This window comes from Nostoc sp. (assembly GCF_036917395.1).
Taxonomy (GTDB): Bacteria; Cyanobacteriota; Cyanobacteriia; order Cyanobacteriales; family Nostocaceae; genus Nostoc.
Map to the genome: position 1 here is coordinate 130,069 of NZ_JBALDI010000042.1, position 15,090 is coordinate 145,158.

Annotated in this window: 11 protein-coding genes; 6 read left to right on the forward strand and 5 right to left on the reverse strand. The window is 42.6% G+C overall.

Going from position 1 to position 15,090, the window contains the following annotated elements:
• The first annotated feature begins 154 nt into the window (after window positions 1–154).
• The gene (locus tag V7K46_RS15110) at window positions 155–457 is read left to right on the forward strand and encodes a TMEM165/GDT1 family protein (protein WP_335114391.1); all 303 of its coding nucleotides are present in this window, start codon (window positions 155–157) and stop codon (window positions 455–457) included.
• A 187-nt stretch (window positions 458–644) separates the two neighbouring features.
• Here V7K46_RS15110 and V7K46_RS15115 read toward each other — a convergent pair whose 3' ends face one another.
• Both V7K46_RS15115 and V7K46_RS15120 read right to left on the reverse strand, forming a co-directional pair.
• The gene (locus V7K46_RS15115) at window positions 645–1,571 is read right to left on the reverse strand and encodes a cobalamin-binding protein (protein WP_335114392.1); all 927 of its coding nucleotides are present in this window, start codon (window positions 1,569–1,571) and stop codon (window positions 645–647) included.
• 55 nt (window positions 1,572–1,626) lie between these two features.
• A complete protein-coding gene (locus tag V7K46_RS15120; RefSeq protein ID WP_335114394.1) occupies window positions 1,627–1,755 on the reverse strand; it encodes a hypothetical protein in 129 nt (42 codons plus the stop codon).
• A 382-nt stretch (window positions 1,756–2,137) separates the two neighbouring features.
• Between V7K46_RS15120 and V7K46_RS15125 the strand changes: the two genes are divergently transcribed.
• Window positions 2,138–4,360 carry a hybrid sensor histidine kinase/response regulator gene (locus V7K46_RS15125; RefSeq protein ID WP_335114396.1) on the forward strand — a complete coding sequence of 741 codons (2,223 nt, stop codon included), beginning with the start codon at window positions 2,138–2,140 and terminating at the stop codon, window positions 4,358–4,360.
• A gap of 383 nt (window positions 4,361–4,743) precedes the next feature.
• Window positions 4,744–6,189, forward strand: a complete 1,446-nt coding sequence (locus tag V7K46_RS15130) for an MFS transporter (RefSeq protein WP_335114398.1) — start codon at window positions 4,744–4,746, stop codon at window positions 6,187–6,189.
• Between the two features lie 64 nt (window positions 6,190–6,253).
• Here the strand turns inward: V7K46_RS15130 and V7K46_RS15135 are convergent, their stop codons facing one another.
• Window positions 6,254–6,709: a GNAT family N-acetyltransferase gene (locus V7K46_RS15135; protein WP_335114400.1), complete on the reverse strand. Its 456-nt coding sequence runs from the start codon at window positions 6,707–6,709 to the stop codon at window positions 6,254–6,256.
• Between the two features lie 60 nt (window positions 6,710–6,769).
• On the reverse strand, window positions 6,770–9,742 hold the full coding sequence (pruA, locus tag V7K46_RS15140) for an L-glutamate gamma-semialdehyde dehydrogenase (RefSeq protein WP_335114402.1): 2,973 nt from the start codon (window positions 9,740–9,742) through the stop codon (window positions 6,770–6,772).
• Window positions 9,743–10,013: 271 nt separating this feature from the next.
• Here pruA and V7K46_RS15145 point away from each other — a divergent pair, with 271 nt between their 5' ends.
• Genes V7K46_RS15145 through V7K46_RS15155 form a run of 3 tightly spaced genes read left to right on the forward strand, consistent with a single transcriptional unit; the run spans window position 10,014 to window position 14,616 of the window.
• Complete coding sequence (locus V7K46_RS15145) at window positions 10,014–10,406, forward strand: hypothetical protein (RefSeq protein WP_335114404.1); 393 nt, start codon at window positions 10,014–10,016, stop codon at window positions 10,404–10,406.
• 9 nt (window positions 10,407–10,415) lie between these two features.
• Complete coding sequence (locus V7K46_RS15150; RefSeq protein WP_335114406.1) at window positions 10,416–11,204, forward strand: hypothetical protein; 789 nt, start codon at window positions 10,416–10,418, stop codon at window positions 11,202–11,204.
• Entirely contained in the window at window positions 11,197–14,616 is a 3,420-nt protein-coding gene (locus V7K46_RS15155) for a toll/interleukin-1 receptor domain-containing protein (RefSeq protein WP_335114408.1), read from the forward strand. Before V7K46_RS15150 ends, V7K46_RS15155 begins: the two co-directional genes overlap by 8 nt.
• Before the next feature lie 99 nt (window positions 14,617–14,715).
• On the opposite strand, the gene V7K46_RS15160 is transcribed toward V7K46_RS15155, so the two are convergent.
• On the reverse strand, window positions 14,716–15,027 hold the full coding sequence (locus tag V7K46_RS15160; protein WP_335114410.1) for a hypothetical protein: 312 nt from the start codon (window positions 15,025–15,027) through the stop codon (window positions 14,716–14,718).
• Between the last annotated feature and the right edge of the window lie 63 nt (window positions 15,028–15,090).

Sequence of the window (15,090 nt, forward strand, 5' to 3'; positions counted from 1 at the left end):
CCGCAACGCGCTGGCTTATTAATCGCGTCTGTACAGGAGTTAGAGTTATTCTCCCTCATCTCCCTCTTGTAAGAAGCTAACCCTACATCTCTCCCAGCCTTTTATTTTGAATTTTGAATTTTGAATTTTGAATTGATTTCTCCCCCTTAATCATATGGATTGGCATCTTTTAGGACTGAGCTTTATTACAGTTTTTTTATCAGAATTGGGTGACAAAAGTCAGCTAGCGGCGATCGCACTTTCAGGGCGTTCTAATTCTCCGCGTGCAGTATTTTTTGGCGCAGCAGGCGCACTGCTGTTGACAAGCTTGTTGGGAGCATTAGCAGGGGGAGCAGTAGCAGAATTATTACCTACACGCTTGTTAAAAGCGATCGCTGCTGTGGGATTTGCCATCCTCGCTGCACGCCTGCTGTTATTTAACAATGAACCATCGACGGATTCTGAACAAACACCATAACCAAATGTGAGTTCGACGGCTCATGTGGTGTTCGCCTAACTAGCTCAATCAAAATACCAGAGATTTTACTACCTATAACCGTCCCTCTGGGAGTCCCAGAAGGACAGACTTGAACTTTAGTTCAAGTCAGGGAGAGGTTTATCGAACTCACCTTAACCAAATCACCTGGGTTGGACATCCAGCTAAATTACAAAGGTTCCCAACCGGTTCCTTTGTAGCCGTATTGAAAAATTTCAGGATGCAAAATTTCAGCCAAAATTTCTAGAGAATCTACCAGTCGCGGCCCTGGACGATTAAAGTAAGAATTGCCATCAGTAATGTATACCCTACCGGATTGGGTAGCGTGCAGTTTTTCCCAGTCTGAACGTTGAGTTAACAAATTGGCTTCTTGACGAGTGCGATTTAAATCAAAGCCACAAAGCATAAAAACAATGATATCTGGGTTACTTGCTAATAGTGTTTCCCACGGCAAGATAGGAGAAGCTTGACCTATAACGCTAAACAGAGAGTGTCCTCCTGCTAAGTTGACTAATTCAGGAATCCAATTGGCGGCGATCATCAAAGGATCAGTCCACTCGATGCAGGCGACAGTAGGCACTTCATTTAAAGAAAGTCCTTGGATTCTTTGCTGACAAATTTTGACGCGAGCTTCTAAGTTTTCTAGAACTTTAACCGAATCTACTTCAAAGGTGTTGCCGACTCGCTCAATATCAGCCCAAACATCTTGGAGAACATTAGGTTGTAAAGAAATTATCTGAGGTTTACTATGAATGAGTGTGGCAACTGCCTTTTCAACCTCGTCTAAGCTAACAGCACAAACATCACACTGGTCTTGAGTAAGAATGTGGGTAGGCTGCAACTGCTCTAAAACATCTGTTTTGATTTCATAGATACTTAGTGCAGATTGCAATAAATTGTTCACGTCATCATGAATTTGGCTGCTGGAGGCATTGGAGTTTAAGCGGGCTTGGGTACAAATGGGGCGATTGTGGATTTCTGGAGGGTAGTCGCATTCGTGCGATCGCCCCACAATAGCATTAACCAACCCTAGTGTCGCTAAAATCTCTGTTCCACTGGGAATTAGGGAAACTATTCTCACATTACTATCCGTCATCGCTTCACCTCCATAAAAGCTACCGTCATCTTAGATTTTGGCAAAATTTGAGTCATTAGGTATCTTTCTCTAGGAGAATCAAGGTTGTTTTGGTCGTCATACCGATTATCTGTGAGGTTGCCCCTGAAACTTGGGGCAAAATCCCCAAGTTCATCTCACCAAGCTTGGTTTTGTGCAGTTTCACAAAGAATTGCTATCAGCACTAAGCAACAAATTGACTTACATCGCTTTTCAAGTAATGAAACTACACTACTTTCTACTTCATACTTCCTACAGTTCCCTAGACCCAAATTCAAAATAATACTATACTACTTAATAGTAGAATTACTTGATAATTAAATAATTTTAAATATTAATTATCCCCTAGCAAAAATCACTGACATGAAGTAATAGAACTGATCAGCAAAATCTAGTTTGGAATTCGTTATCCAGAATCATCAGATTTGATTAGAAAAAATATACTTTCCGGTTATGAAAAACCTTATGAAGTAATTGTAGTTATACAAAGACGGTTCTAATTTTCCCTTAGAACTGCAAGGCAAAATTATTTTTCTTGAGGGCAACTAATGCAGGTGGTGTTAGCTAGAGATATTACAGAGCACAAGCAGGCCCAAGAGGCTTTACAAATCAAAGAAAATGGTCGGCGAAAACAAAGTCAGACACTGGTGCAACTAGCAAGGAGCAAGACATTTGAGCAAGGTAATCTCAACGCAGTCTTAAGGGAAATCACAGAAACTACTGCTCGGACGCTCTTAGTGCAGCGAGTTGGTGTGTGGTTATATAATCAAGAACGTTCAAAAATTGAATGCATCGATTTATATGATGTGAGTACTAAGGAGCATAGCTTTGGTAACTCACTTTCACAAAAAAATTATCCAGCTTATTTCCAGGCTTTAGAAGAGGAACGTACCATTGCCGCAAATGATGCCAGAAACGATACAAGAACCAAAGAATTATCCGAGTCTTATCTTTCTGTTTTAGGCGTCACATCCTTGCTGGATGCACCAATTTGGCTAGAGGGTCGTTTGGTGGGCGTAGTCTGTCACGAACACATAGGCGAAAGTCGCCAATGGACTTTGGAAGAAGAGACTTTTGCTGGCTCGATTGCAGATTTCGTCACCCTGGCTATAGAAGCAAGCGAGCGAAACGTCGTCCAGGAAGCACTGCGACAGAGTGAGGTGCAATTTCGGGCGATTTTTGAGCGTTCTTCTATCGGCATTGGACTTATAGATATGAAAGCGAAAATAGTCGATACTAATCCGGCACTGTGCGAGATTTTAAGATACAGCCGAGAAGAGTTATCCGGCAAGCACTTTATAGATTACATTTCTATACAAAGGGGGGATTTAAAACGTTATAAACAACTGGTGTCAGGAATTCTCACAAACTCAGGGAAAACTTCAAGGTTTGGTTTCCAACACTCCGAACTTCAGGAACAGCTTGTCGATAGACATCGTATTGAAATGGAAAGACGCTGCCTGCATCAAGATGGTAGCTTAGTTTGGACTCATATCTCTGTTTCTGTTATACCAGACAGCAATGGTAAACCGGAGTTTTTTCTAGCGATGATTGAGGACATTACTGAACGCAAGCAAATAGAGTTGAAACTGCGTGCCTCTCAAGAAGCAGCAGAAGCTGCTAGTCGGGCAAAAAGTGAATTCTTAGCAACCATGAGCCATGAGTTGCGGACACCTCTGAATGCAATTATGGGCTTATCACAGTTATTGCAACAAAAAATAGTTGGCTCTCTCAATGAAAAGCAGAATGAATATGTAAGTTGTATATATAGTAGTGGTGAACACTTACTAGAACTGATTAACGATATCCTTGACTTGTCTAAGGTGGAAGCAGGCAAAGAGGAACTCTTACTCTCACCTTTGTCAGTGTCAGATTTATGTAATTATGCCATATGGACAGTGCGCGATCGCGCCTTAGAAAAGGGATTGCAACTCACACATGAAATTGACCTAGAAGCGGATATTCTGATTGCTGATGAGCGGCGCATCAAGCAAATGCTACTCAACCTACTTACTAATGCCATTAAATTCACCCCAGCCGGTCAGGTATCGCTGGTAGTCAAAAAAGTACCGCAAGGGATGACCTTTACAATTTCAGATACTGGAATTGGTATAGACTCGAATCAGTTTCAATTTCTATTTGAACCTTTTAAACAGCTTGACAGTCAGTTAAATCGGCAGTATGAAGGCACAGGTTTGGGTTTAGCTTTAACACGCAAATTAGCGCGTTTGCATGGTGGAGATGTGACTGTAACATCGATTTTGGGAGAAGGGAGTCAGTTTACTTTGTTTCTACCAAACCCGGAGCATCCGGCAGCAGCAGATGAAGCTAAGGAAGATACTGAAGCAACATCTTCCTCATCCTCCCTAGTTCTTCCCAAAAATAAAACTATTTTGATAGTTGAAGAAAACACTGGCACAGTGTTGCAAAATTATCTCCAGACAATTGGTTACCAAGTCAAGTGGATAGACAACAAAAACAAATTTTTGGAAGAGGTGCGAACCCTACAGCCAGATTTAATTTTTTTGGATGTCCAATTAGTAGATGATGTTAGGGGCTGGGATTTGCTAAATATTCTCAAACAAGAACCTTCTTTGCAGCATTTGCAGGTGGTGATGATGGGCTTTAGTGAACCTCCAGAGAAGCTTGATATTGTGCAAGCTGGTGCTAACGACTATCTTCTCAAACCAATTCAAGTAGTTCAATTAGAGTCAATATTAATGCGATATTTAAACCATAGCGATTTTCGGATGAACGAAACACCACTTTAAACACTACGTGATCGCATTCATATTTTTAGTCCCAATTTGCCAATACAGCACCTATATTCTGTATTCTAAGTATTTTATCTAATACTTTTACTGGTTTAGCACTTATCCCACCTTTCCCACTTCATAGTGTAATACACGAAGATTTCCAATATCTGGCTAATGGTGGTTAAATAGCAATCGTAAATCATTAATAATTATTAGTATTAATGCACATAGCGCAGCCTCAATTCTACCAGAGGCTCTGCCAACGAGTCTGCGAACGCGAGAGCGTCTGGGGTTTCCCCAAGTGGAGCGACTGGTATGGGCTAGGGGGATCGATAAGTGCCTAAAATCACAGCCAACCACTTTTCAAACAACCTCTTATACTCTTAAATATTAAATTTATGGATTCTTTTCAACCTGAGACAGGTGTGCCTCTAACTCTAGAAATTGCTCAGATTGCTTCGCCATCAACAACACTCACTCCTACCTCAACACCCACCCCGCGAATTTCCAAAGATGCTATTCGCACCAGTTTGAAAGCCTCCACTGCCGATGGTATCTTCGCAGCAGTTTTCAATATTGCCACTGGCGGGGTTTTGCTGGGTAATTTCTTGGTGCAGTTGGATGCCAGTCCGGTGGTGTTTGGCATGATATCCTCTATCCCCATGTTAGCGAATCTCTTTCAGCCGATGGGTGCTTACTTGTCTGAACGCAGCACTAGCCGTCTTCAGAATTCCCTTCGCACTCATGGAATTGGTCGGCTACTGTGGCTGATTTTAATAATTGGCATTGCTAGCTTTAGTTGGGGAGGGCTTAATTCAAACCAATTGGTGATATTGTCGCTCTTGATTCTCGTATGCAGTCATCTTTTAGGAGGACTAGGAACTGCATCGTGGTTCAGTTGGATAGCAATGTTAGTCCCACGGCAATTACGAGGTAGATATTTTGGGCTACGCAGTAGCTTTGCCAACCTCACCGAGTTACTCACCTTGCCAATAGCTGGTCTAGCTGTATCACATTGGTATGGGGGGAGTATCCAAGGTTATGGAGTGATTTTGTTCTTCGGCATTATCTTTGGAATAGTGAGCTTGGGGTGTCAGTATTTCCAAGTAGATATTAATCCCCAATTACAAAACACCTATTATGCAAGCTTATCTCAAACAAGTGAGATTCAGTTAGACTCAGCACCAAATGAATCTAGTGAGATATCTGAAGCAATTTATCTCCCGCAAATGCCGACCCCTCAAAATCAGATAGATAGCAGCATCTGGAAAAACTCTAATTTTTTGGTCTTTCTGCTTTATTTCGGCTTGTGGGCGTTTGGTGTTAACCTAAGTGCCCCGTTTTTTAACCTCTACTTGCTAGATACGCTGAACCTGGATGTGAGTTGGGTAACTTTCTACACCAGTCTGCGAGCAGGGGCACATATGCTACTGCTTCTCGTGTGGGGTAAATTAGCAGATAGAATAGGCAATCGTTCGATTCTAATTTCTTGTGGAATTCTAATTTCCGTCATCCCCTGGCTGTGGCTAACGATTGGTTCTAGTCCCCTCGATCTCTGGCTGTGGTTTCCGCTATTGCACATTTTCATTGGAGCTAATTGGGGAGCAGTTGACTTGTGCAGCAATAATCTCCAGATAGAGATTGCATCAGTAAAAAATCAGTCTATCTATTTTGCGATCGCTGCTGCTATTGGTGGGGCGAGTGGTGCTTTAGGAGCAACTATAGGTGGCTTCATCGCTCAATTTGCTGGGTCTTTTGGTATAGGGGGAGTGTTCATTGTGTCTGGTGTATTACGACTAGCGTCACTTATCCCACTCATTGTTAAAAAGGATATGGGTAGATAGCGCGAAATTGATTGGTTACAGATGTGAATAAACAATGTCGCCCTCAGACTGGGGATTTCTCCATTTACAGGAAGAATTGTCCAATATAAAATTTTCTTCTCATTATCACATGGGCAATACCAGCTTCTTGAAAAATTTCTCCTTCTTCTACAAAATCCAATTTTTGGTATAAAGATTTCACATATTCTTGGGCGTGAATCACAACTTCTGGAATATTTTTACTAGCTATAACCTGTAATGCCTCTACCATAATTTTCTTACCAATACCCTGTCCTCTAGCTATAGACAAAACGGCAAGTCTTTCTATTTTGGCAGTTTTTTCATCTAAATATCTAATTCTAGTAGTACCTACAGCTTCTCCATCTAAATAAGCAATCAAATGGTCAGATATATCATCTTTTCCATCAAACTCTAAAGCAGGATCTACCCCTTGTTCTTGCTGAAAAACTGATATTCTAATTGCTTGAATTGCTGGAAATTCTTCAGGTAAATCAGCAACTTTTATAACTAAATTACTCATCAAATCTATAGAGTTAATAGATAAAAAAAGGTGGGTTTATTCCCACCCTACTTTTATACTTTAATCTGCACCTTCAATTGGTGCAAAACCTTGGCGCTGAATATTTTCTGTCACCGCGCGTGGTTCCAGGAATTGCAGTAGGTAATCGGGGCCGCCTGCTTTAGAACCGACTCCAGAAAGTTTGAATCCGCCAAAAGGTTGCCGCCCAACGATCGCTCCTGTAATATTGCGGTTGATGTATAAATTCCCGACTTCAAACTCTGTCTGCGCCTGCTGAATGTGCGAAGGTGTTCTAGAATAAAGTCCTCCAGTCAAAGCGTAGTTAGTTCCATTGGCGACTGCTAACGCTTCCTGAAAATCCTTCACCCGAATTACCGCCAGCACAGGGCCAAAAATTTCTTCCTGGGAAATTACCGCATTTGGCGATACTTCACTAAAGATGACTGGCCCGATAAAATATCCTTGTTCGGGTGCTGGTAATTCCAACGCCACTTTTGCTTCTGCCTTACCCTTCTCAATATACTCGCGGATGCGATCGCGGGCATTAGCATCAATTACTGGCCCAACTTGTGTACTCGCTAACTCTGCTTCCCCAATATTCAAGGATTTTGTCGCTTCCACCAATCGCTGCACAAAGGTATCATAAATCGGTTCCAGCACAATCACCCTTGAGGCGGCAGAACATTTTTGGCCACTGTAACCAAATGCCGATTGCACTACCCCTACAACCGCTTGGTCTAAATCAGCACTTTCATCTACAATAATGGCATTCTTGCCGCCCATTTCAGCAATCACCCGTTTCATATGCTTTTGTCCGGGTTTCAAAGTTGCCGCCTCTGCGTAAATTCTACAGCCAACTTCTTGGGAACCTGTAAAAGCAATTATATGAGTATCAGGATGATTTACCAAGTAAGCGCCGACTTGCGAACCCTTACCAGGTACGTATTGAAATACACCTTTGGGAAAACCAGCATCTACCAAGATTTCTGTAAGTTTGGCAGCAATGATAGAAGATGTTTCGGCCGGTTTCAAGAGAGTACAATTGCCTGAAACCAAAGCTGAAACAGTCATTCCACAAGCGATCGCTAGCGGGAAATTCCAGGGAGAAATTACTACAGCAATACCCCGTGGTTGGTAAATATAATGGTTAGTTTCACCGGGTATGTCGTAATTCACACCTTCATCTAACCGTTCTATCTCATCAGCGTAATACCGACAGAAATCTATCGCTTCCGAAACCTCTCCATCAGCTTCCTTAACTGGTTTCCCAACTTCCAAAACTATCCATACTGAAAGTTCAGCGCGGCGGAGTTCCATCAAATCACCCGCTTTCCGCAAAATATCAGCGCGTTGTTTAGCTGGTGTTTTCCTCCACCCAGGAAAGGCTGCTTTGGCAGCTTGCATCGCCTGTTCTGCTTGTTCAACACTCATCAATCCAACTTTACCAATTACCTCGCTGAAATTAGAAGGATTGAGAGAATCAACAAATTCCGGCGGATTAACATATTCGCCATTAATTAGCGGTAAATAAGTTTTACCCAACTGTTGGCGAACGCTTTGGAAAGCTTGCGTCGCTTTCGTTCTCACCTCTTCCACCGCATAATCTGTATCAGCAGCACCAAGGAAGGAAGAGAACACGGGGGAATTTTCATTTTTTGCATCTTTGACAATCGGCGGCGCTAATAACTCCTCAATCGGTCGATTTTCCAGATTTTGCCGTAAAAAAGAACTATTAGCTGTATTTTCCAACAATCGACGAATTAAATACGCCATTCCAGGCAATAATTCACCGTAGGGACAGTAAACTCTCACCCGATAACCCTTGTCAACCAACGCCTTTGCAACTTTATCCCCCATACCGTAGAGGACTTGCAATTCAAAGCGACGACGAGGGACATTTAAACTTTCAGCTATGGCAATGGCGCGAGAGTGCGATCGCACATTATGGCTACCAATGGCAGAATACACATATTGATGATTTTCTAGCAATAACTGAGTGATGGTTTCAAAGTTAGCATCAGTTGCCGCTTTGTCGTTGTAAACTGGTTGTGGCCAATGCTTTTGTGCTGCTTTAATAGTTTCCTGATCCCAATATGCGCCTTTCACTAAGCGGATTGTTAGGGGATAACCACGTTGTTTCAACCAAGAAATTAGGTCTTTGGTATCTTGTTCACTGTCACGCAGATATGCTTGTATTGTGATGCCAACATCTGTGCGTTGCCTAAATTCTTCTAGTAACAGTTTTTTCAGGATGCTGAGAGTTATGTCCTTATAAGCATACTGTTCCATATCAAAATGCACAGCTGCGCCTAACTCTTTAGCACGACGTAAGAGAATCCGAATGCGATCGCTAACTCGCTCCTCACTACCTTTAGCATCTAAAGGGTCAAATTGCGAATAAAATGCCGTTAACTTTACAGAAACCTGAACTTTTGGGATTGGTTCGCCATCAGCCTCATCAATAGCCGGGATAACTGCCCAATTTTTTGATGCTTCCACCAGTTGTTGAATTAATTCTAGATAGCGTTCTAGATAAGACTGCGCTTCGGCTTCGGTAATCACCGCCTCACCAAGTAAGTCGATGGTGAAAGCCATTTTTTCTTTTCGCAGTCGTTCAACTGTTTTGATGACTTGTTTAATATTTTCCCCAGAAATATATTTATGGGCAAGAGTCTCAACCGCCGTACCAACGGTTGTAGCAGCAACTTGTCCGGGCATAGAGTCGGGGTTAGCAAAGTTTAGCATTCCCTTCAAAGCTGCCGGTAATTCTACAGATTCATCTCCTAAATATTCTTGTAAATGTGAGGCAATTTCTGATTTACTATGCAAAGCAGGTAGCGTATCTATAAAGCGAAATAGTTGCACCCGCAACCCAGGATTACTCATCGCCCAAGCTAGTAATTTATCATCCCAGCGCATTTGATCCCGCAGGGAAGAAAAAAACGAACGATTTTCCTGCGTTGCTGCTAGAAGTTGTTTAGCAATTTCTTGGGTTTTAGCTTCGTAGGTGCTTGCTTGTACTTGTAATACCACTGATAATAAACTCCGTTAATTAAGGCAAGGCTTTTTGTCGAAAGCCTGTGTCTTCTATTTTGACTCTTTCATTTAGCTGTCACCATCACGGTGAATTCGTAATTCGGAATATTCGCCAAAGGTGAGAAACAATTTACTTACGCCGTGCTGTTCTAGGGACTTGCAATTAAAAAAATATTCTATCGTAGGGGCGCAAGACCCCTACCACAGATGTAGATTAAATACATAAAAACTACTGTAAACTCTACCATCTAGTAAGAGAAAAACTACTGTGTCCAAATCTGTGTATGCGATCGCTGGAGTTGTTGTTGGCTTAGTCGTTAATCTCGTCGGCAACTTGCTCTCGGCGGCGATTCAACAGCAAGTTTTTTCGGATAAGTTCAGCAGACAATCAACCTGGTGGTTAGTCGGGTGTTTATTAGTAGGCGCACTAGTTGGCTGGTGGTTGGGTGAAAAAATACAAGTGCCAGCGCCAACAGCCATACCACCACAGCCAACTACCGGAAATCCGGGAACTCAGCAGACAACCCCAGTCAATCCTGATAAAGTAACTACGACTCGTCTGAGGGCAATAGCTTCCGTAATCAGGTCAAAAGGAAGTGGTGTTAGTCTCAGCGACATTTTCACACTTGGTTCCAAGATTGATATTGATACACGCGACTGACTATTTTTCATGACACACACAACAATCAATGCTCATAGCATTATTAAGCAGTTTCACGAATTCATGAAGCCAGATAGCAAGTATCGGGTGTTACGCCTCATAGGTGATGCGAATATGGGCAAAAGTCACCTATTGACTAAAGTTTTTCCAGAACTTTGTCAACACCACCAAGCTTGTTGTGCTGTGATTGACCTCCGAAACAAGAACCAGACAATCATGGACTTTCTTGATCTTGCTCGGTCTAGGTTAACTACAGCTTATGGGGTTGATTTTCCTAACTACTCTACCGCCTACAAAGAGTTGATTTACAAACCAATAGTCAAAGTTGAAGGGGTTAAGGCATTTTTTTCTGAGATCAAAATTGATGCTAAGGCTGCTCCTGCTCAGGATAATTGGCATATGGTTCAACTCCTGACTAATGAATTTGTGACTGATTTGTATCAGATAGCTTCAAGAAAATGTTTATTTTTGTTTGATTCAGTCAATGATGCTGACTCCAACACGCAAACTTGGTTAATGGATAATCTCTTAAATAAGCTTGCTCCCTTGAAGCATGTAAGGGTAATTGTAGCGGGACGTTCGTTTCCAGAAGCATATGGTAGTTATGCTGTCAATTGTTATAGCTATGAGTTAAAAGCAGTGCAAGACGTGCAGGAATATGTTAAGTATTGCCAACAAATTAATGCTGATTTGGTAGAACAGTCTATTAAAGATTTTGCTTCGGCCTTTGATTACAATCCTGGAATGTTTGCTGGGTACGCCCGGAAATTTGTACCACAGGGAGTATTAAATGGATGATTCAGTGTTACAAGAGTTACTAGCAGCAAAGAATTCAGCAGAAAAAGCTGCAATTGTGGCTGAGTCAGTTTTTAACAGCTTGCCAACAGCAACAGCTTTAGTCGCACGGCGTTGTGTCATTTTGCATTGGTTTAACCAACAAATTGTTGAAGCACTTTTGCCAGAAACTAATTCAAATCAGGCAAGAGAAGTTTATCAACAGTTAAAATCGCTTCCTTTTATTGCCTCTGTCACCTATGGATTGACTTATCACGATTTGACCCGTGAAGGATTATTAGAACGTTACATTGTTAGACAACCAGACTTACTCAAGGATGGGGCAAAAAGAGCGGCATCAGTCTATGAATCTCATAATAACAATTTAACAGTTGCCGCAGAAGCATTTTTTTGTCATGCCGTTGCTGGAAATTTAGCGGCAGCAATTCAGTGGCGAGATAAATTATTGGCAATTGCTACAGATAGAAAAGATTGGCAGTTTTATAATAATATTTTGCAGATGCAGCAAGAAGTGGAAAAGCTGCCTTTTGTCGAACCTTTAGAGCGCTTTTTTGCTCATGATGTTTTTATTTATTACAGTCCTAAAGACCGAGAATGGGTACAAAACGAACTATCACCAGATTTAGAGAAACAAGGCTTACGAATTTGGGTTGATTTTCGCAATATTGAGTTAGGTGATTTTTTAGCTGCTGAAATAGAACAAGCAGTGCAAACTAGTCGCAAAATACTGCTGATTCTTTCACCAGATTACTTAAACGATGTCTGGACTCAGTTCGAGCAATCTGTGCTATACAAGCTAGAAATATCTAATTGGGCGAGTCGTTTAATTGTTTTACGTAAAGATAAATTTGCATTTCCACCGCCTTTAAGCTACCTCAATTATATAGATTTTGCCGAACCTAATAATTTAGATGTTGCCTGGAAGCAATTACTTGCAGCCTTGGGTAAATCAACTACTTCCGCATCTCAAGAAATTGAATCACCACCAAAACAATGGTTCATCCCTCATCCCTACCCGATGCCACCGAACTTTACAGGGAGAGAAGTTGAGCGGCAAATGCTGAGTCAGTGGTTGGAGCATGATCGGGTTCACTCATTATTTATATTGCAGGCTTTGGGTGGCTTTGGCAAGAGCGCTTTAAGTTGGTATTGGCTGCTGCGTGATGTCAAGCGAGAACATTGGCAGCGAGTTGTCTGGTGGAGTTTCTATGAAACTGATGCTGGGTTTGACAGCTTTTTACAAAAGACACTGGACTATTTGAGCGGTGAAACTTCAGATAAAGGTTCTATCCCAGCGCGTGAGCAAGTGGATACACTGCTAAATTGGCTGCGCCAGTCACGAGTTCTGTTGATTTTGGATGGTTTTGAGCGGTTGCTGCGGGTTTATGGCAATATGTCAGCCGCCTATCAGGGTGATGAAGATGCACATGTTGACAACGGGGACAATGCACGAGACTGCGTTAACCCCACGGCTGAATATTTCTTGGGTTCTCTAGCTAAATTAACCGGGATTCCAGGTAAAGTGTTGATGACCACTCGCCTGCGTCCTCGTGTTGTGGAAGTGAGTGAGGATGAATTGCTACCAGGCTGCAACTCAGAGGAACTAAAGCAGATGCAGCCGGACGATGTAGTGCAGTTCTTCCTTACCCAAGGAGTGCGGGGTAATCATATAGAAATTAAGCAAGCTGGAGAATATTATGGCTTTCACCCTCTGAGCCTGCGCCTATTAGCTGGCTTAATTGTTCAGGATGCTCAACAACCTGGTGATATTGCAGCAGCAGCACGTTTAGATGTCACTGGTCAGTTAGTGCAACGCCAGCACCATGTTTTGCAGCAAACCTACGACAGCTTAACGCCAAAACGCCAAAAGTTATTGAGTCAAATTGCCTGTTTCCGGGGTTCGGTGGCTTACGAGAATTTAAGGGAAATAGCCGTCGAACAGGAGAATAATAGTCTTGATGCTGATTTGCAAGACTTGGTGAGTCGAGGCTTACTCCAGCATGACCAGCCAAATCACCGCTATGACCTGCACCCCATTGTTCGCCGCTACGCTTATGACCGCCTCGGCAGTAACGAGCGCAGTTTCGTACATAGTCAACTGCGAGACTACTTTGCCGCAGTACCGCCACCAGAGCGAGTGCAGAGTTTGGATGATTTGAATCCTGTGATTGAGCTATATCATCATATGGTAAAGGCTGGGCAGTATGATGAGGCTTTTGAGTTATTCTATGATCGTATCGGAGAAACCGCTAGAATACAATTTGGTGCATACCTGTTGAATATTGAACTCCTCAAAGCCCTCTTCCCTAATCCTGAAGAGCAACTGCCGCTACTGACGAGTAAGTACAATCATGTTTGGACACTGATATTACTTGGAAATAACTACATTAACAGTGGTCAGCCCCATAAAGCAATATCTGCCTATGGGCTAGCTATTAAAATAAGTGAGGAACAAAACGACAAAACAAACTCTGACATTTGCTTGAGAAACTTAACCGTAGTTCAATTAGATTTGGGCAACCTGCAAGCAGCCGATACCAAGTTGCGCCGCTATATTGTACTTTCTCAACAGATTAAAAGTAATTCAATCGAGGCGTGGGGGTATCGGGAATTAGGAAAACACTTAGCCTACCGGGGGATATGGGCTGAGGCAGAAGCAGAATTGTCAACAGCCTTGGCAATAGTTGAGGAGAATGGAGAAATAGGACAGCAAGTACTTATATGGGCATATCGAGCATTAAAAGCACTGCTTTTAATACGGGCTACTACCTTACTCCATCTAGTAGAGCAAAGGGACTTGCGTAAAAATAGAATACCAGCTAGACAATCTATATCAAGAAGAATCCAAAACTTTATTGGTACATTATTAAACCGCGAGTCCCAAATCACAGAACAAGATACTAATCCCGTTGCCACTGCCCTAGTCGCAGCCCAGCGATCACTAGAATTAGCAAATGAGTACGCACGCAGAAAATATCCTGATGTAGAGGACTATGTGCAGGCATATTGGCTACTAGGTGCAGCCCACCGAGTTAACGGCAATATAGAGGAGAGCGATCGCCATTTAACTGAGGCAATAACCCGTTGTCGTGCGATTAATTTAGTACAATTGGAGGCAAATATTCTGCTGGAACTAGCCCGACTGCGGTTAGCAACAGGAAAGCGAGATGAAGCGCAAAGGCTGACTGAGGAAGCGCTGACAATAACAGAACGCTGTGGTTATGTGTTGCAAGGGGCAGATGTACATCTGTTTCTGGCACAGCTAGCACTAGCAAATGGCGACAGAGAAAAGGCGTTATTTCATGCAACGCAAGCACGACAGTTAGCAACCTGCGATGGCCCCCCTAATTACACCTACAAGGTTGCCTATGAAGAGGCTGGTGTACTGTTAGAGGAATTGGGGGAAGGGATATAATAGAGGTCACATCATGGTCGGTTAGGTACTAAGGTGTCTGCCGAGATACCGAGTACTGCGTTAGGCTCGATTGAGTAAAGAGTAACGCGCAATTGATTCTCAATAATCTGTCATTAGCCATACGAACGCATTTGTTACTTCGGCGAACGCATTTGTTACTTCGGCGAACTCATTTGTTATTTCGGCGAACTCATTTGTTATTTCGGCGAACGCATTTGTTACTTCGGCGAACGCATTTGTTACTTCGGCGAACGCATTTGTTACTTCGGCGAACGCATTTGTTACTTCGGCGAACGCATTTGTTGCTTCGGCGAACGCATTTGTTGCTTCGGCGAACGCATTTGTTGCTTCGGTGAACTCATTTGTTATTTCGGCGAACTCATTTGTTATTTCGGCGTGTCCATAACGCACCCTACGAAACTACTAGAATTGAAACTTATGCTGGTCATAGTGTGTACACCGTAGCTGCAAGTA

Coding starts and splice junctions, on each gene's coding strand:
- V7K46_RS15110 (WP_335114391.1), top strand. CDS start 155: ATGGATTGGCATCTTTTAGGACTGAGCTTTATTACAGTTTTTTTATCA.
- V7K46_RS15150 (WP_335114406.1), top strand. CDS start 10,416: ATGACACACACAACAATCAATGCTCATAGCATTATTAAGCAGTTTCAC.
- V7K46_RS15125 (WP_335114396.1), top strand. CDS start 2,138: ATGCAGGTGGTGTTAGCTAGAGATATTACAGAGCACAAGCAGGCCCAA.
- V7K46_RS15115 (WP_335114392.1), bottom strand. CDS start 1,571: ATGACGGATAGTAATGTGAGAATAGTTTCCCTAATTCCCAGTGGAACA.
- V7K46_RS15135 (WP_335114400.1), bottom strand. CDS start 6,709: ATGAGTAATTTAGTTATAAAAGTTGCTGATTTACCTGAAGAATTTCCA.
- V7K46_RS15130 (WP_335114398.1), top strand. CDS start 4,744: ATGGATTCTTTTCAACCTGAGACAGGTGTGCCTCTAACTCTAGAAATT.
- V7K46_RS15155 (WP_335114408.1), top strand. CDS start 11,197: ATGGATGATTCAGTGTTACAAGAGTTACTAGCAGCAAAGAATTCAGCA.